10 protein-coding genes are annotated in these 17,679 nt (G+C 37.7%); all 10 read right to left on the bottom strand.

Annotated elements, in window-relative coordinates:
* Positions 1–2: 2 nt before the first annotated feature.
* Entirely contained in the window at positions 3–410 is a 408-nt protein-coding gene (locus ACFO5T_RS05265; protein ID WP_380032582.1) for a response regulator, read from the bottom strand.
* Entirely contained in the window at positions 410–2,617 is a 2,208-nt protein-coding gene (locus tag ACFO5T_RS05260) for an ATP-binding protein (protein WP_380032580.1), read from the bottom strand. The genes ACFO5T_RS05265 and ACFO5T_RS05260 overlap by 1 nt, the downstream gene beginning before the upstream one ends.
* A 4-nt stretch (positions 2,618–2,621) precedes the next feature.
* Positions 2,622–6,224 carry a CheR family methyltransferase gene (locus ACFO5T_RS05255; RefSeq protein WP_380032578.1) on the bottom strand — a complete coding sequence of 1,201 codons (3,603 nt, stop codon included), beginning with the start codon at positions 6,222–6,224 and terminating at the stop codon, positions 2,622–2,624.
* 265 nt (positions 6,225–6,489) lie between these two features.
* Positions 6,490–6,810, bottom strand: a complete 321-nt coding sequence (locus ACFO5T_RS05250; protein ID WP_021778476.1) for a DUF3467 domain-containing protein — start codon at positions 6,808–6,810, stop codon at positions 6,490–6,492.
* A gap of 251 nt (positions 6,811–7,061) precedes the next feature.
* Positions 7,062–11,363: a DNA-directed RNA polymerase subunit beta' gene (rpoC, locus tag ACFO5T_RS05245; RefSeq protein ID WP_375252878.1), complete on the bottom strand. Its 4,302-nt coding sequence runs from the start codon at positions 11,361–11,363 to the stop codon at positions 7,062–7,064.
* Between the two features lie 96 nt (positions 11,364–11,459).
* The gene (rpoB, locus tag ACFO5T_RS05240; protein WP_021778474.1) at positions 11,460–15,281 is read right to left on the bottom strand and encodes a DNA-directed RNA polymerase subunit beta; all 3,822 of its coding nucleotides are present in this window, start codon (positions 15,279–15,281) and stop codon (positions 11,460–11,462) included.
* A 193-nt stretch (positions 15,282–15,474) separates the two neighbouring features.
* Positions 15,475–15,849: a 50S ribosomal protein L7/L12 gene (gene rplL, locus ACFO5T_RS05235; RefSeq protein WP_021778473.1), complete on the bottom strand. Its 375-nt coding sequence runs from the start codon at positions 15,847–15,849 to the stop codon at positions 15,475–15,477.
* 56 nt (positions 15,850–15,905) lie between these two features.
* The gene (gene rplJ, locus ACFO5T_RS05230; RefSeq protein WP_021778472.1) at positions 15,906–16,427 is read right to left on the bottom strand and encodes a 50S ribosomal protein L10; all 522 of its coding nucleotides are present in this window, start codon (positions 16,425–16,427) and stop codon (positions 15,906–15,908) included.
* 15 nt (positions 16,428–16,442) lie between these two features.
* On the bottom strand, positions 16,443–17,141 hold the full coding sequence (rplA, locus tag ACFO5T_RS05225; protein WP_021778471.1) for a 50S ribosomal protein L1: 699 nt from the start codon (positions 17,139–17,141) through the stop codon (positions 16,443–16,445).
* 21 nt (positions 17,142–17,162) lie between these two features.
* Positions 17,163–17,603, bottom strand: a complete 441-nt coding sequence (gene rplK, locus ACFO5T_RS05220; RefSeq protein ID WP_021778470.1) for a 50S ribosomal protein L11 — start codon at positions 17,601–17,603, stop codon at positions 17,163–17,165.
* Positions 17,604–17,679: the final 76 nt, after the last annotated feature.

Below are 17,679 nucleotides of genomic sequence, written 5' to 3'. Positions count from 1 at the left end.
AACTATTTATTTAACGTAAGCCAGTAGCTCGAGATTATGGGTAATCGTTCTTTGAATTCTGTATAGCTTTTAGGTTTCTCTAGATAACTATTTGCACCGTATGCGTAGGCCTTATCTCTATCACTTAGCTGGTCTGAAGAGCTCATTATAACAATAGGTGAATTTGTAAAAAGCTCTATTTTTCTAATTTCTTTTAGTAAGCTTAGCCTATCTAATTTAGGCATTTTTATATCTAACAGAATTAAATCTGGAGTATTTTTAATATCCTTAAAGCCCTGAAACCAGGCTAGCGCAGTAAGAGAGTCTTCTATAATATGTGTCTTTACTAAAGGCATCTCACGTTCAAAAATACGCTTCATTAATGCACAATCATTAGGGTTATCTTCTACAGAAACTATAAATCCTTTCATTATCTAACTGGGAGTTGAAAATAAAATGTTGCTCCTTGGTGCTCCTTACTCTCTGCCCAAATGACTCCTTGATGCTTATCAATAACACGTTGTGCAATCGCAAGCCCTATACCAGATCCCTCAAATTCGTCTTTTACGAGTCTATTAAAAACACCGAATATTTTTTCCTTATGAGCCTCATTAAAGCCTATGCCATTATCACGCACGTAATAAACTGCTGGTGATTTATCTTTTAAAACACCTATATGTACAGATGGTTTTTGTACTGTATGGCTATACTTTAGGGCATTGCCTATAAGGTTAATTAATAGTTGAAAAATCATTCCTCTATCTCCATATGCTTTAGGCAAATCTGCTTCTACCTCTATGGTAGTATTGCTATATTTTTTTTCAAGTTGTAAAAATTGTACCACCTCATTCACCAGTTCTTGCATATCAAAAACTCCCATAGCTGTCTGATCCTTGCCTATTCCAGAAAAAGCAAGTATGTCATCTATAAGCGTGTTCATCTTACTTGTTGAGTCTATGATAGTCTGTATAGCGTTCTTACCATAATCGTCTAGGGTGTCAAAATAATCTTCTTTAATAATTTGAGCAAATCCATCTATACCCCTTAGTGGCGATCTCAGATCGTGAGAAACGCTATAACTAAAAGACTCTAACTCTTTATAGGCTTCCTTTAATTTATCATTAAGTAATTTTACTTCTTGATATCTACTTATAATGATATTAGATATACTTGTTTTTAAGGCTTGAGCAGATGCAATTTCATAATCTTTCCAAGGCAACGAGGTAAGTACTTGCTCCTTGTTCCACTTTTCAAAAGACTTACGAGGGCTTAAGCGCTTATTCTTTTCGGCAACGGCCTTTTCTGGATTTCCACCCCAAGAAATCACTTGTTTTAGTTCTGGTTTAAACCAAAGAAGGCAGTCCTTTTGTCCTTTTGCAATAAAAACACATAACACGCCAGAAGCCATTTTGGCGAAAGCCTTACCTTTCTCATATACTTTAGCAAGATTTTGAGTTGTATATGTATTACCTAGTTGCGTTGTGTATATCCAGTCTATGAGGTTTTTTATATCTTCTTTACTAGGTGTATCACCCACTGTAGACAGTGTGTTTTCTAAAAACACAGCCCCACCTGTAGCTTCTGTGATGGTTAGCATAGATGTAGGTTTTTTTGTTAAACCTCCCTGCACATCCCACTCATTACTCATTTGTTCTACAAGTTTTGCTCGACTTGCTGTGGTAGCATTAATACGCGCAAGAACCTCGTTTGAAGAACGTAAGGTAAGCTGCGTAGAAAAAACTTGAGTCAAAAATTTTATAGTTTGCCGCTGGTAATAATTTGTAAACTTAGAGCTGTAATGGTGGCAAGCTATAAGCCCCCATAAAGTTCCATTACTTACAATAGCAGCAGTAAGAGTAGCTCCTACTTTCATATTCTCTAGATACTCTATATGTATAGGAGAAGAGGCTCTAGACTCACAATTCGTGAGGTCTAACGGCTGCCCCTGCTCATTAAGCTCTGGAAATACGGCAGATGTCTGAGAGGCAACATCTGCAATGATGCGCACCCCTTGCTTTAAGAAGCTTTTACGAGCCTGCTGAGGAATATCTGTAGCAGGGTAATGCATCCCTAGCCAACTTTCTAATACCTCTTCACGAGACTCAGAGATGATTGTGCCATTCCAGTTTTGATCAAATTTATAAAGCATTACACGGTCATAACCGGTTAAGCTTTTTATGAGATTTGCCGTTTTATCACACATCTCACTCACTGTAATAGCTTGACTAAGATCTGTAACAATATCTGAAAGCTGTCGCTGTATTATATGAGCTTCTGCTTGCGCTACTATAGGTTCTAGCTCAATGTAAATAAGATTTTCTCTATAGTGAGTAATCACTACATATCTCTTTCCTTTAACTTCGGCTTCAATAGTCTGAGTATTTTTACCTTCAATATGCGATGCAATGGTAGGAGCACTAGGTCCAAAAATATCATTAAGCGTGATTGTATGAATGTCTTCACGCTTTCGCGAAAGCAAATCAAATACATTTTCAGATGCACGCACAAGTTGTTTATTAAGTACATCTATCACAAAGAGATAGGCGTGTGATTGTACTTGACCTAGTAAATGTATAGGCTCCTTGTCACAATTAGTAAGGTCTATTTTCTTTGGATATAAAGTAGAAGGGCCTGACATATATTTACTTTTTTATTTTAAAGTAAAATGTACTACCCACATTAACTTGCGAGTCTACCCAAATGGTCCCGTCGTGCAGTTTTACAATTTTCTCACAATGAGCAAGCCCCACACCGGTACCCTCATACTTGTGCTGAGTAGCAGCTCTACCAAATATTTTAAACACATTATCTAGATCATCTTGAGCGATGCCTATACCGTTGTCATTAATCACAAATGTCCAATAGCCCTCATCTTCAAAAGAAGAAATGCGCACCACCGGGCTCACATCTGGTTTGCAATATTTAAGAGAGTTTCCTATGAGGTTTTGAAACAATAATCTAAGCTCTGTCTTATAAGCCCATATAGAAGGCATCCTGCTTAAGTGTATTTTGCCATTGCACTCTCTAAGACGCTTACCTAGGTCATATTTTACAATTTCTAATAACTCTTGCACATCTACCTCAGTACGCTCCAGTTCTTGACCTATGCGACTATGTTCTAATAAGCCTTTAATTTGGTCTGCCATTCTACCAGCGGCACCATATATGTAACCTAGGTACTCTGTGGCTTTTGGATCTAGATTGTCACTAAATTTCTTTAAAATTACATCACTGCTAAAACGTATCGTACCAAGAGGCTCTTGTAAATCGTGCGAGCAAATAGAGACAAACTGCTCTAGGTCTGTATTAATGCGTTGCAGCTCCTCATTTTTATCATACATAAGTTGCTGTGCGCGCTGCAAGTCTGATATATTTATTAAAGTAGATCTAGAGTATGAAGATCCCACCTCTGGAACTACGAGCTCTGAATTAAGAATGATAGGTATATGATTTCCATCTATATCTACAAGTGTCATTTGCTCTCCTTCTATAACCCCAGTTTTTTGAATCTGATCAAGAAGACCCAATCCTTTTGCCTTAGACTGGTCTGTATAAAAGTCAAATATGCGTCTACCTATTGCCTCATCTCTAGACTTAAGTTTAAGAGTGTCTAGAAATATTTTATTACACTCTACTATACGACCTGTAGACGGGTTTACACTAGCGTGCATCACGGGATCATTCTCGTAGAAGTCTTTAAACTTTTGCTGGCTTTCTTTGAGTTTCTTTTGAGATTCTACTGTTTTTGTAATGTCTACAAATGTGATGACAGAACCTTCTATTTTTTTAGTTCCTGTATAAAATGGAGATATACGCCTTATGTATGAACGCCCATCTTTTTTATTAATCTGGGTTTCGTTTATTATGCCAGTTTCCATTACCTTCTCGATCTTGGTTTTGAGCATAGACTTAGCACCTGTACCCAGCTGGGTTAAGAAATGCTCGATAGGCCTCCCTACATCTTGTTTTATTAACTTAAAATGTTCTTGTATAGAAGGAGTAAACTTTCTTATAGTAAGCTCTCTATCTAAAAATATAGTAGCAATCTGTGTACTATTGAGTATGTTATCCATATCTGCATTGAGCAAGGCAAGATCATCCATTTTTTCTATGTGCTCAACATTAACGGTATGCAGCTCCTCGTTTACACTTTGCAACTCTTCATTAGTACTTTGTAACTCTTCATTTGAGGCTAGTAACTCCTCGTTAAGTGTTTGTAATTCTTCATTGCTACTCTCTGCATCTTCTAAGGCCTTTTTTAACTCTCCTCTAGTCTCCTCGATTTCATCAATGAGGTCTTTAATACGTGCATCTGGTGTAGTAGCAAGACTCATAACACCCGTCTGTATGGTTGTATCTGGAGTAAACTCTTGCTCAATAAATGTGATTACATAATCACAGTCATCTGTATTATTTTTAAATATGGGCTTTACAATAACATTTACCATAGTGTCTACACCAGACTTTTGTGTAGCCACATTTTTATAAATAAAATCGCTTTTAGTGCGCTTAGCCTTTCTGGTCGCACTATTTACAGCAGTCTTGAGATTATCTGGTAGCATTTTAAGCAAGTCTAGTGAAAAACCTGTTTCTGGTAACTGAGCATATTTTGCAAAGGCCCCCATTGCATCTACTACTTTAAAATCACTTTCTATATAAACACTAGCGGTATCAAACTGTGAAATAATCGCATCAGAAATACACATTTTAATATCTCCGTCAAAGGATACCGAAGGTGTGACCGATTTTTGTTTTTGCTTTCGCGAAAGCGTACTACTACCCTTTTTAACCTTTGAGGTAAGAAGCTCACTATGCAATCTTTCTGATGGGATAATGTTTTTGAAAATATTCAACTTTCCATTTACAGCTTCAAAAGAGTTACGTAAAGCTGTATGAGACTCGCTAGAACCCAAAAATAAATACCCATCACGTTTAAGCGAGTAATGCAGGGTATGCAAAACGGCGGTTTGCACCTCTGGCTTGAGATATATTAAAAGATTACGGCATATAACCATATCCATATTTTTAAATGGAGGATCTTTTAAAATATCGTGATTTGAAAAAATAATTTTATTCCTGAGATCTGGGTTGATTTTAAACTCATCACCCTCTTGACTAAAGTATTTATTTAATTTTGAAGGTGGAACGTTATCTACTACTCTCTTTGTAAATAAACCTGCAGATGCACTTTGTATATGTTCTTGAGAAATATCTGTAGCAAAAATTTTGAGCGTTATATCCTTATTTTGCTTCTTAATTTCTTCTTCAAAAAGGATGGCTATAGAGTATGACTCTTCTCCTGTTGAACAAGCCACGTCCCAAACCTTTATAATATCACCATTATGCTTATGACTTACAATTGCAGGTATGGTTTCTGTTTCAAGTAAATCCCACGCTTTTGTATCTCTAAAAAATTTTGTCACACCTATTAAAAACTCTTTATATAAAATAATGACCTCTTCAGAATGCATATGGAGATAGTTAATATACTCATCAAAGGTGTTGATTTTAAGACTATTCATACGTCGCTCTGTACGTCTTAATATGGTAGGTCTTTTATAGTAGTTAAAATTTATTGTAGTGCTACTATGCAATATGTTTAAAATGGTGCGCAACTGCTCATTTACTTTTTGAGAAGTTTCATCATCATAGTTTACAATGAGACCATCATTGTAATACGTATGTATCTCACCTATCATTTCCCTTGCAGGAACGATATAGTCTACATCACCCGTATTTATTGCGCTAGATGGCATACCATTAAAGCTAGCATCTTCTGGTTGTTGTACAAGGACTAGTCCGCCTTGTTTTTTTATAGCCTGTATACCACGTGTACCATCACTACCCGTACCACTTAATATAACACCTACAGCATCTCTACCATAGGCCACTGCTAGAGACTCCATAAATAAATCTATGGGTAAATTGAGCGTTTTTGCCTCTGGCTTGTCTAGTAACTTGAGATGTCCATCTTGTATTACAAGATTCATAGTAGGAGGAATCACATAAATACAGTTTCTCTCAATTATAGAATCGTCTGTAACCGCTACTATAGGCACTTTAGTTTTCTTTGCAAGTAACTCTGCCATTAAGCTCTTATGATCTGGTGATAGATGCTGTATGATTACATAACTGTAGTCATAATTTTCTACCACATTATCAAAAAAAGCATTGAGAGCCTCTAGACCTCCTGCACTTGCCCCTACAGCAACAATGATGTGTTTTTTATTTTTTGAGATTTTCAAGAAATAGAAATTTAGTGAGAAATATACACCTGTTTAAGTCACTAATTTTCACACTAGAGTCTCAAAAATTATTTCGCTTTAGAAATTTACGATTTATTTTAACATTTTCATAATGAGCTCATTTAAATTGATTATGATTATAGATGCATTGCATTAATAGCATTCATAATTTAGCCAAATGAGAACATTTTAACAAAAAATTAAGAAATCAAAAATAGCTAAAATAAACCGTTTATAGACAAAGTAAAATTTAAAAAAATAGGACTTAAGCTTGACCTGTAGGTCCAAAATTAAGTGGCACTGGCTGCTTCTCGTAGTCCTTTATAACGCCGTGTGCATTTTCAAAACGTTTTACATTATCTGCTAGTGCCTTAGCAAGTCGCTTTGCGTGTTGAGGAGTAAGAATTATACGACTCTTCACCTTACTTTTAGGGGTGCCAGGCATAATATTTACAAAATCTACCACAAACTCAGATACAGAGTGATTTATAATTGCTAGGTTAGAATAAGTACCCTGAGCCATATCTTCTGTAAGCTCTATGTTTATTTTCTTCTGGTTTTGGTTTTGTTTTTTATCGTCTGCCATTATTGGTGTCTTTGTTAATTTTTAAATCAATTTATGGGAGTGAGCAATGTCCATACATCACTTTATCTATTGTGAAGGTAAGGATTGGTGCGCTTTCGCGAAAGCGGAATAAAAACCTTACCACTTTGTACTGATACTAGTGTATTACTTAGTCAAAATGCTGTTTACATACTCAATGAAAATAAAAATCCCGTTTGACAAAAAAGTCAAACGGGATTTTATATCTAACTATACTGTTAGTACAATAGGTACTAGTTATAGTTTACTTCTTGCTTTTCTTGCATCATATTTGCTAGATCTTCCTTGCTACCTACAAGAATGTCATCATAACGACGCATACCCGTACCAGCTGGAATTTTATGACCTACAATTACATTTTCTTTAAGACCTTCTAAGTAATCTATCTTACCGCTTACAGCAGCTTCGTTAAGTACTTTTGTTGTCTCTTGGAAAGATGCTGCAGAAATAAATGACTTAGTCTGTAGCGATGCTCTTGTAATACCTTGAAGGATAGGAGAAGCAGTAGCTGGTTGCACATCACGCGCAGTTACTTGATTCTTATCTTCTCTTCTTAGTAAAGAATTTTCATCACGAAGTTCACGTGGAGATACTAGCTGCCCTGGTTTAAGGTTTTCAGATTCTCCTGCGTCTTCTACGACTTTCATTCCGTACATAGCATCATTCTCTTCGATAAAGTCTGCTTTGTGAATAAGCTGGTTCTCTAAGAAGATAGTATCACCTGGATCTTGTATACGTACTTTACGCATCATCTGGCGTACTACAACCTCAAAGTGCTTATCGTTAATCTTCACCCCTTGTAGACGATATACTTCTTGTACTTCGTTAACAAGGTACTGTTGTACTGCAGATGGGCCTTTGATATTTAATATATCGTTAGGCGTTACAGAACCATCAGAAAGTGGCATACCTGCTCTTACATAATCATTTTCTTGTACAAGAATTTGGTTAGATAATTTTACTAGGTACTTCTTAACTTCACCAAGTTTTGACTCTACGATAATCTCACGATTACCACGTTTTATTTTTCCGAAAGATACTACACCGTCTATCTCAGATACTACTGCTGGGTTAGATGGATTACGTGCTTCAAATAATTCTGTTACACGTGGTAGACCTCCTGTAATATCTCCAGCCTTTGCAGACTTACGAGGTATTTTTACAAGAATTTTTCCTTCTTTAATCTTATCTCCATCATCTATCATAAGGTGAGCTCCTACTGGTAAGTTGTAAGAACGTAGCGCGTTTCCTTTGCTATCCTCAATGATTAATGTTGGTATTTTTTTCTTATCTCTAGATTCAGAAATTACTTTTTCTTGGAAACCTGTTTGCTCATCTGTTTCTACACGGTAAGTTATACCTTGCTCAATAGACTCAAACTTAATTTTTCCGGCAAATTCTGAAATCACAACTCCGTTAAATGGATCCCACTTACAGATTACCTCTCCAGCTTTTACCTTATCACCAGACTTGGCAAAAATTTGTGAACCGTAAGGAATTGTATTTGTACTAAGTGTGATACCCGTCTTAGGATCTGAAACTTTTGCTTCAGAAGTACGAGAGATTACGATTTCTGCAGGGTTACCTTCATTATCTTCTCCCATTACTGTCTTAAGATCTTCTATCTCCAGTTTACCGTCAAACTTAGCTGTTACGCTAGAGTCTTCAGACACACCTCCTGCAACCCCTCCTACGTGGAAGGTACGAAGTGTAAGCTGTGTTCCTGGTTCTCCAATAGACTGTGCTGCAACTACTCCTACTGCCTCACCCATTTGTACCGTTTTATTAGTAGCTAGGTTACGACCGTAACATTTTACACAAATACCTTTCTTAGCCTCACAAGTAAGCGCAGAACGTACTTCTACAGTTTCTATTGGTGCAGCTCCTATAATCTCTGCGATATCTTCATCTATCTCAACACCAGCCTCAACGATTACCTCGTTAGTAAGTGGGTTTATAACATCATTAAGAGATGTACGACCTATGATACGAGCACTTAGAGATTCTATCACCTCTTCGTTTTTCTTTAACGCAGCTACTTCTACTCCTCTTAATGTACCACAATCTGTACTGTTTATGATTACATCTTGAGATACATCTACTAGACGACGTGTTAAGTAACCTGCATCTGCCGTTTTAAGAGCGGTATCTGCAAGACCTTTACGTGCACCGTGCGTAGAGATAAAGTACTCAAGAATTGAAAGACCTTCCTTAAAGTTAGAAAGAATCGGATTTTCAATAATAGCACCACCTCCATCGTTAGATTTCTTAGGTTTTGCCATTAGACCACGCATACCTGTAAGCTGGCGTATCTGCTCTTTAGATCCACGTGCTCCTGAGTCAAGCATCATATACACCGAGTTAAACCCTTGTTGATCCTCACGGATACGCTTCATAGAAAGCTCTGTAAGAGTCGCGTTTGTAGATGTCCACACATCAATAACTTGGTTATAACGCTCTGTATTAGTAATAAGACCCATATTATAAGATCCTGTAATACCTTCTACTTGCTCATTTGCCTCGTCTATCATACCGTGCTTCTCATCTGGTATAATAATATCTCCTAGTGAAAATGATAATCCTCCACGGAATGCAAATCCATATCCCATAGTCTTAATACGGTCAAGGAAAGCTGCTGTAACTGGCACACTTGTTACCTTAAGAATACGTCCTATAATATCACGTAGTGACTTTTTAGTAAGTACTTCGTTTATATATCCAGCTTCTTCTGGTACAGCCTCGTTAAATAGCACACGACCTACAGTCGTCTCCATTACTTTATAAACAAGCTCTTTGTTTTCATTAAAATCCTTAGCACGTATTTTAATGATTGCATTAATGTCTACACGTTTCTCATTATAGGCAATATTTACCTCTTCTGCAGAGTAGAAAGTGATTCCTTCTCCTTTTACGTGAAACTCTGGAGTCGATTTTCTGGCCTTTGTCATATAGTAAAGACCTAATACCATATCCTGAGAAGGTACTGCTACTGGAGCACCATTCGCAGGGTTTAAGATATTATGAGAAGCAAGCATTAATAACTGCGCCTCAAGAATCGCCTCTGGCCCAAGCGGTAAGTGTACTGCCATTTGGTCACCGTCAAAATCGGCGTTAAATGCTGTACACACAAGTGGGTGTAATTGTATCGCTTTACCTTCAATAAGCTTAGGCTGGAATGCCTGTATACCTAGACGGTGAAGCGTAGGAGCACGGTTAAGGAGAATAGGATGTCCTTTAAGAACATTCTCTAATATATCCCAAACTACAGGCTCTTTTTTGTCTATTATTTTCTTTGCAGATTTTACAGTCTTTACAATACCACGCTCTATAAGCTTACGTATTACAAAAGGCTTATAAAGTTCTGCTGCCATTCCCTTAGGAATACCACATTCAAATAACTTTAATTCTGGTCCTACAACAATTACAGAACGTGCTGAGTAATCTACACGCTTACCAAGTAAGTTCTGACGGAAACGCCCTTGCTTACCTTTTAAAGAATCAGAAAGAGACTTTAATGGCCTGTTAGAATCTGTTTTTACTGCAGAAGATTTACGTGTGTTATCAAAAAGTGAATCTACAGACTCCTGTAGCATACGCTTCTCATTACGTAAGATTACCTCTGGCGCTTTGATTTCCATCAAACGCTTAAGACGGTTGTTACGTATAATTACACGACGGTAAAGATCATTAAGATCTGATGTTGCAAAACGACCTCCATCTAGTGGTACTAGTGGGCGTAATTCTGGTGGAATTACTGGTACAACCTTCATAATCATCCATTCTGGAAGATTCTCACGGTTTTTATTTGCATCACGTAATGCCTCTACAACTTGAAGACGTTTAAGTGCCTCCGTTTTACGTTGCTTAGACGTCTCGTTATTTGCCTTGTGACGTAACTCATAAGAAAGCTCGTTAAGATCTATCCTTCTTAAAAGTTCGATCAAACATTCAGCACCCATTTTGGCGATAAATTTGTTTGGATCTTCATCATCAAGGTATAGGTTTTCTTGCGGTAAACTGTCAAGTATGTTTAAGTACTCTTCTTCCGTAAGGAAATCCATTTTATTAAGGTCTTCACCCTCTTCATTCTTTGCAATACCTGGTTGTATAACCACGTAGCGCTCGTAATAAATGATCATATCTAACTTCTTAGATGGAAGACCAAGTAAGTACCCTATTTTATTAGGTAAAGATCTAAAGTACCAGATGTGAGCCACAGGAACCACAAGGTTAATGTGTCCTACACGATCACGACGTACTTTCTTCTCTGTCACCTCTACACCACAACGGTCACAAACGATCCCTTTGTAGCGTATTCTTTTATATTTACCACAAGCACACTCATAATCCTTTACGGGACCAAAAATACGCTCACAGAACAACCCGTCACGCTCTGGCTTGTGCGTTCTGTAGTTGATTGTTTCCGGCTTTAAGACTTCTCCTTTTGATGCCCCAAGAATAGATTCTGGAGACGCAAGACCAATAGAGATAGCGTTAAACTTCGGCTGTTGTACATTGTCATTATTTCTTGCCATAATTCTGTGTATGTCGAATTAATTATTGTTGTGAATGGTTATTGTTACGCTTTCGCGAAAGCGGAATCCCGAGAGACTCCACTTTCCAAAAACCATTTACTTTTCTTCTAGACGAATGTCTAGTCCCAGTCCTTTAAGCTCGTGCATTAATACGTTGAAAGATTCAGGAAGACCTGGCTCTGGCATAGGCTCTCCTTTTACAATACTCTCATACGTCTTAGCACGACCAATCACGTCATCAGATTTTACAGTAAGGATCTCACGCAATGTTGCCGAAGCTCCATATGCCTCAAGAGCCCATACCTCCATCTCACCAAAACGTTGCCCTCCAAACTGCGCCTTACCTCCAAGAGGTTGTTGCGTAATAAGAGAGTACGGCCCGATAGAACGCGCGTGCATCTTGTCGTCTACCATATGCCCTAATTTAAGCATATAGATAACTCCTACCGTTGCTGGTTGATCAAAACGATCTCCAGTACCTCCGTCATATAAATATGTATGACCAAAGCGTGGTATACCTGCCTCGTCTGTAAGTGCGTTAATCTGATCTAGTGTTGCTCCATCAAAAATAGGCGTCGCATATGTTCTTCCTAATTTTTGACCTGCCCATCCTAACACAGTCTCATAAATCTGACCAATGTTCATACGTGATGGTACACCTAGTGGGTTAAGAACGATGTCTACAGGAGTTCCATCCTCAAGGAATGGCATATCCTCTTGACGTACGATACGTGCAACGATACCTTTGTTACCGTGACGTCCCGCCATCTTATCTCCTACTTTAAGCTTACGTTTTTTTGCAATATAAACCTTAGCAAGCTTGATGATACCAGCTGGTAACTCATCTCCTACTGAGATTGTAAATTTCTCACGACGTAAGTTACCTTGTAGATCGTTTTCTTTAATCTTATAGTTGTGTAATAAGTCTGCAATAAGTGTATTAGTCTTATCATCTGTAGTCCAAGTACCTTGTGTAAGGTGTGTGTAATCTTCTACAGAGTTAAGCATCTTGAGTGTAAATTTCTTTCCTTTAGGAAGCACTTCTTCACCTAGATCATTCATTACACCTTGAGCAGTCTTACCATTTACAAGTTTGAATAATTTTTCAATTAATACAGCCTGTAAATCGTCAAACTTCACATCATACTTATCTTCAAGTACTGCGATGTCTTCTTTATCTTTTGCACGTTTACGCTTATCTTTTATCGCTCTAGCAAACAATTTCTTGTTTATAACTACACCGTGTAAAGATGGAGATGCTTTAAGGGAAGCATCTTTTACGTCTCCTGCTTTATCTCCAAATATTGCGCGAAGTAATTTTTCTTCTGGAGTAGGATCAGACTCTCCTTTTGGAGTAATCTTACCTATTAAAATATCACCAGGTTTTACTTCTGCACCTATACGGATCATTCCGTTCTCATCAAGGTCTTTTGTAGCCTCTTCAGAAACGTTAGGAATATCATTAGTAAGCTCTTCGTTACCTAACTTCGTATCTCTTACATCAAGAGAGTACTCATCAATGTGTATAGAAGTAAAGATATCGTCACGTACTACTTTTTCTGATATTACAATCGCATCCTCAAAGTTATATCCCTTCCAAGGCATAAAGGCCACCTTCATATTACGTCCTAGAGCAAGCTCACCTTTCTCGGTAGCATACCCTTGACACAATACTTGACCACGCTCAACTCTATCTCCTACTTTTACAATAGGTTTAAGGTTGATATTTGTACCCTGGTTAGTCTTACGGAATTTAATAAGATTGTAAGATTTAGAATCCTCGTCAAAACTTACGAGACGCTCATCATCTGTACGATCATATTTTATAGTAATCATATTTGCGTCTACATACTCTACTGTACCTGCACCTTCTGCATTAATTAGTACTCTAGAATCTGTAGCTACTTGACGTTCCAGACCTGTTCCCACGATAGGCGCATCTGCCATAATAAGTGGTACTGCTTGGCGCATCATATTCGACCCCATCAGTGCACGGTTTGCATCATCGTGTTCCAAGAATGGAATAAGTGATGCAGAGATAGATGCAATCTGGTTAGGACTAACATCTGCATAATGTACTGTATCTGGATCTACTACTGGGAAATCACCTTCCATACGTGCAATTACTTTTTCTTCAGTAATTGTACCTTCATCATTCATAGGGTTGTTTGCTTGCGCTATTAACATCCCTTCTTCTTCCTCAGCACTTAAGTATTGTGGTTCTGATTTTAAATCTATCTTACCACCTTCAACCTTACGATACGGAGTCTCAATGAATCCCATATTATTAACCTTAGCATAAACAGCTAGTGAAGATATAAGACCAATGTTAGGCCCCTCTGGTGTTTCAATAGGACATAATCTACCGTAGTGTGTGTAGTGTACATCACGTACTTCAAATCCTGCACGCTCACGTGATAGACCTCCTGGCCCAAGTGCAGATAGACGACGCTTGTGCGTAATCTCAGCAAGTGGATTAGTTTGGTCCATAAACTGTGATAACTGGTTTGTACCAAAGAATGAATTAATTACAGAAGACAATGTCTTTGCATTAATCAAATCAATAGGAGTAAACACCTCATTATCACGTACGTTCATACGCTCACGTATTGTACGAGCCATACGAGCAAGACCTACACCAAACTGGGCAGAAAGTTGCTCACCTACTGTACGTACACGACGGTTTGATAAGTGATCAATATCATCAATCTCTGCTTTTGCATTGATTAACTCAATTAGGTATTTTATAATGGTAATAATATCTAGCTTAGTAAGCACCTGCTTATCCATCTCGATATCAAGACCTAATTTCTTATTCATTCTATAACGACCTACTTCACCTAAGTTGTAACGTTGGTCTGAGAAGAATAACTTATCTATAATACCACGTGCAGTTTCCTCATCTGGCGGTTCTGCATTACGTAATTGTCTATAGATATGCTCAACAGCTTCTTTTTCAGAATTTGTTGGATCCTTCTGTAATGTATTATGGATAATCGCATAATCTGCCTGCTGATTATCTTCTTTGTGAAGTAATACAGTTTTTGCTCCAGCCTCAAGAATTTCTTCTACGTGCTCTTTTTCAAGAACTGTATCACGATCAAGTACTATCTCGTTACGCTCGATAGATACTACTTCACCTGTATCTTCATCAACAAAATCCTCGTGCCAAGTGTTAAGAACACGTGCAGCAAGCTTGCGACCAAGATATTTTTTAAGCCCTGTTTTAGAAACTTTAACCTCTTCTGCAAGATCAAATATCTCAAGAATATCTTTATCTCTTTCAAAACCGATAGCACGGAAAAGTGTAGTAACAGGTAATTTCTTTTTACGATCGATATAAGCATACATAACACTATTAATATCTGTCGCAAATTCTATCCACGAACCTTTAAAAGGAATTACACGTGCTGAATATAGTTTTGTTCCATTTGCGTGGAACGACTGTCCAAAGAATACCCCTGGAGAACGGTGTAATTGAGAAACAACAACACGCTCTGCGCCGTTGATCACAAATGTTCCGCTAGGAGTCATATATGGGATTGTACCAAGATATACATCTTGTACGATTGTTTCAAAATCTTCGTGTTCCTCGTCTGTACAGTATAATTTTAGACGTGCTTTTAACGGCACACTATAAGTAAGTCCACGCTCTATACACTCTTGTATAGAATATCTAGGTGGATCAACAAAATAATCTAAAAACTCGAGTACAAAGTTGTTACGAGTATCTGTAATTGGGAAGTTCTCGAGAAAAGTATTGTAAAGACCCTCATCACCTCTCTCATCAGACTTTGTTTCCAGCTGGAAGAAATCTTGGAAAGACTTTACTTGAATATCCAAAAAGTCTGGATAATCAGGTCTATTCTTTACCGATGAGAAACTGATTCTTTCTCCTTGTTTTGCATCTTGCATCATCAACGAACGGAATTTGATTAGAACTAAACTTGCCCCTTAGCAAGTCTAAAAAGATTTTATATTAACGACCGAAATCAAGAAAAAGTCGAGTTACAAAAAAAGGTAACTACTTTATACGACAAATGGTTTAGACCAAATTGCGCCTTTGACAGACACAACTAGTCTAAACCTTTATCTATTTATTATGGTAAGCTTACTTAAGCTCAACTTCTGCACCAGCTTCTTCTAACTGAGCTTTAAGTGCTTCTGCCTCATCTTTAGCAACACCTTCTTTAACTGGAGATGGAGCACCATCTACTAATCCTTTAGCGTCTTTAAGACCTAATCCAGTTAATTCTTTTACAAGCTTAACTACAGCAAGCTTAGAAGCTCCAGCAGCCTTAAGGATTACGTCAAATTCTGACTTCTCCTCAGCAGCGTCTCCACCACCAGCTCCACCAGCAGCAACAGCTACAGCTGCAGCAGCAGGCTCGATACCATACTCATCTTTTAAAATAGTAGCTAACTCATTTACTTCTTTTACTGTAAGGTTAACTAATTGTTCTGCGAATTCTTTTAAATCTGCCATTTTCTATCGTTTTTGAAAATTGTAATTGTTATATAATAAATAATAGTGCGTACTGCTTAACCTTCCTTTTCAGAAAGGGTTTTGATAATACCAGCAAGGGTTCCTCCACTTGACTTAAGAGCGCTAACAACGTTCTTAGCAGGAGATTGAAGTAATCCAATGATGTCTCCAATAAGTTCCTCTCTTGATTTGATATTTACCAGGTTATCTAGTTGATCATCTCCAACGTAGATAGCTTCTTCTATAAATGCTCCTTTTAATAAAGGCTTCTCAGATTTCTTACGAAACTCCTTAATTACCTTTGCTGGTGCATTTCCAGTCTCAGAAAACATAATTGCAGTGTTCCCTTTTAAAACTTCAGGAAGTTCTGCAAAATCTTTGTCTGATGCTTCCATTGCTTTTGCAAGCAATGTGTTCTTAACTACAGATAAACTTACTCCTGCCTTGAAACAAGCACGACGTAAATTTGAAGTCGTCCCAGCATCTAGTCCAGAAATATCAGTAAGGTATATGTGAGCGTTCTCTCCTAACTGCGTAGTTAAATCTTGAATTACTATTGATTTTTCTTCTCTTGTCATAATCTAAAATTTAAACTAGTCAGTAGCAAAACGCTTAGTATCAACCTCTACAGAAGGGCTCATTGTACTTGACATAAAAATACTTTTTATGTAAACACCCTTTGCAGTTGTAGGCTTAAGCTTTACTAATGTTGTTATTAATTCTCTTGCGTTACCAGCAATTTTTTCTGCATCAAAAGATGCCTTACCTACAGAGGCGTGGATGATACCAGTCTTATCAACTTTAAAGTCGATTTTACCAGCTTTTACATCAGAAACTGCTTTTGCAATATCCATAGTTACTGTACCTGTCTTTGGGTTAGGCATTAAACCACGTGGTCCTAAGACACGTCCTAAAGGTCCTAATTTACCCATTACACTAGGCATTGTGATTATAACGTCTACATCTGTCCAACCACCTTTGATTTTCTCAAGGTACTCATCAAGACCTACGTAGTCTGCTCCTGCTGCCTCAGCTTCTCCCGCTTTATCTGGAGTAACAAGAGCTAGCACTTTTACGTCTTTACCTGTTCCGTGAGGAAGAGTTACCACGCCACGCACCATCTGGTTTGCTTTACGAGGATCTACATTAAGACGTACAGCAATATCTACAGAAGGGTCAAAGTTTACGTTACTTACTTCTTTGATTAAAGCAGAAGCTTCAGCTAGATTGTAGGTTTGACCCGCTTCAATCTTCGACTGATTTTCTTTTTGCTTTTTTGTTAATTTTGCCATTATTGTTTTCTTTTTAAGCTGTTAAGCTGGTGCATCTCCACCTTTAACCGTTATACCCATTGAACGAGCTGTACCTGCTACCATTTTCATTGCACTTTCTACAGTGAATGCATTAAGGTCAGGCATTTTGTCCTCTGCAATTGCACGTACTTGATCCCAAGTAACTTTTGCAACCTTCTTACGGTTTGGTTCACCAGATCCACTCTTTACTTTAGCTGCTTCCAATAGTTGAACTGCTGCAGGAGGAGTCTTGATTACAAAATCAAAAGATTTATCCTTATATACAGTTATCGCAACAGGAAGTACTTTACCAGCTTTATCTTGAGTTCTAGCATTAAACTGCTTACAGAACTCCATAATATTTACGCCGGCAGCACCTAAAGCAGGTCCTACTGGTGGAGAAGGGTTTGCGGCACCTCCTCGTACTTGTAACTTTACAACCTTACTTACTTCTTTTGCCATTTCTAAAAATTTAAACTGATCTGTTCATAAAGTGGAAGCAATAGAACAAAATCCAAAATATATTAATGTAACAATT

Origin of the sequence: Dokdonia genika, from assembly GCF_042652845.1 — a bacterium.
GTDB classification, from domain to species: domain Bacteria; phylum Bacteroidota; class Bacteroidia; order Flavobacteriales; family Flavobacteriaceae; genus Dokdonia; species Dokdonia donghaensis.
The sequence above is the reverse complement of the archived record's forward strand: the minus strand, read 5'-3'. Positions and strand labels throughout refer to the sequence as shown.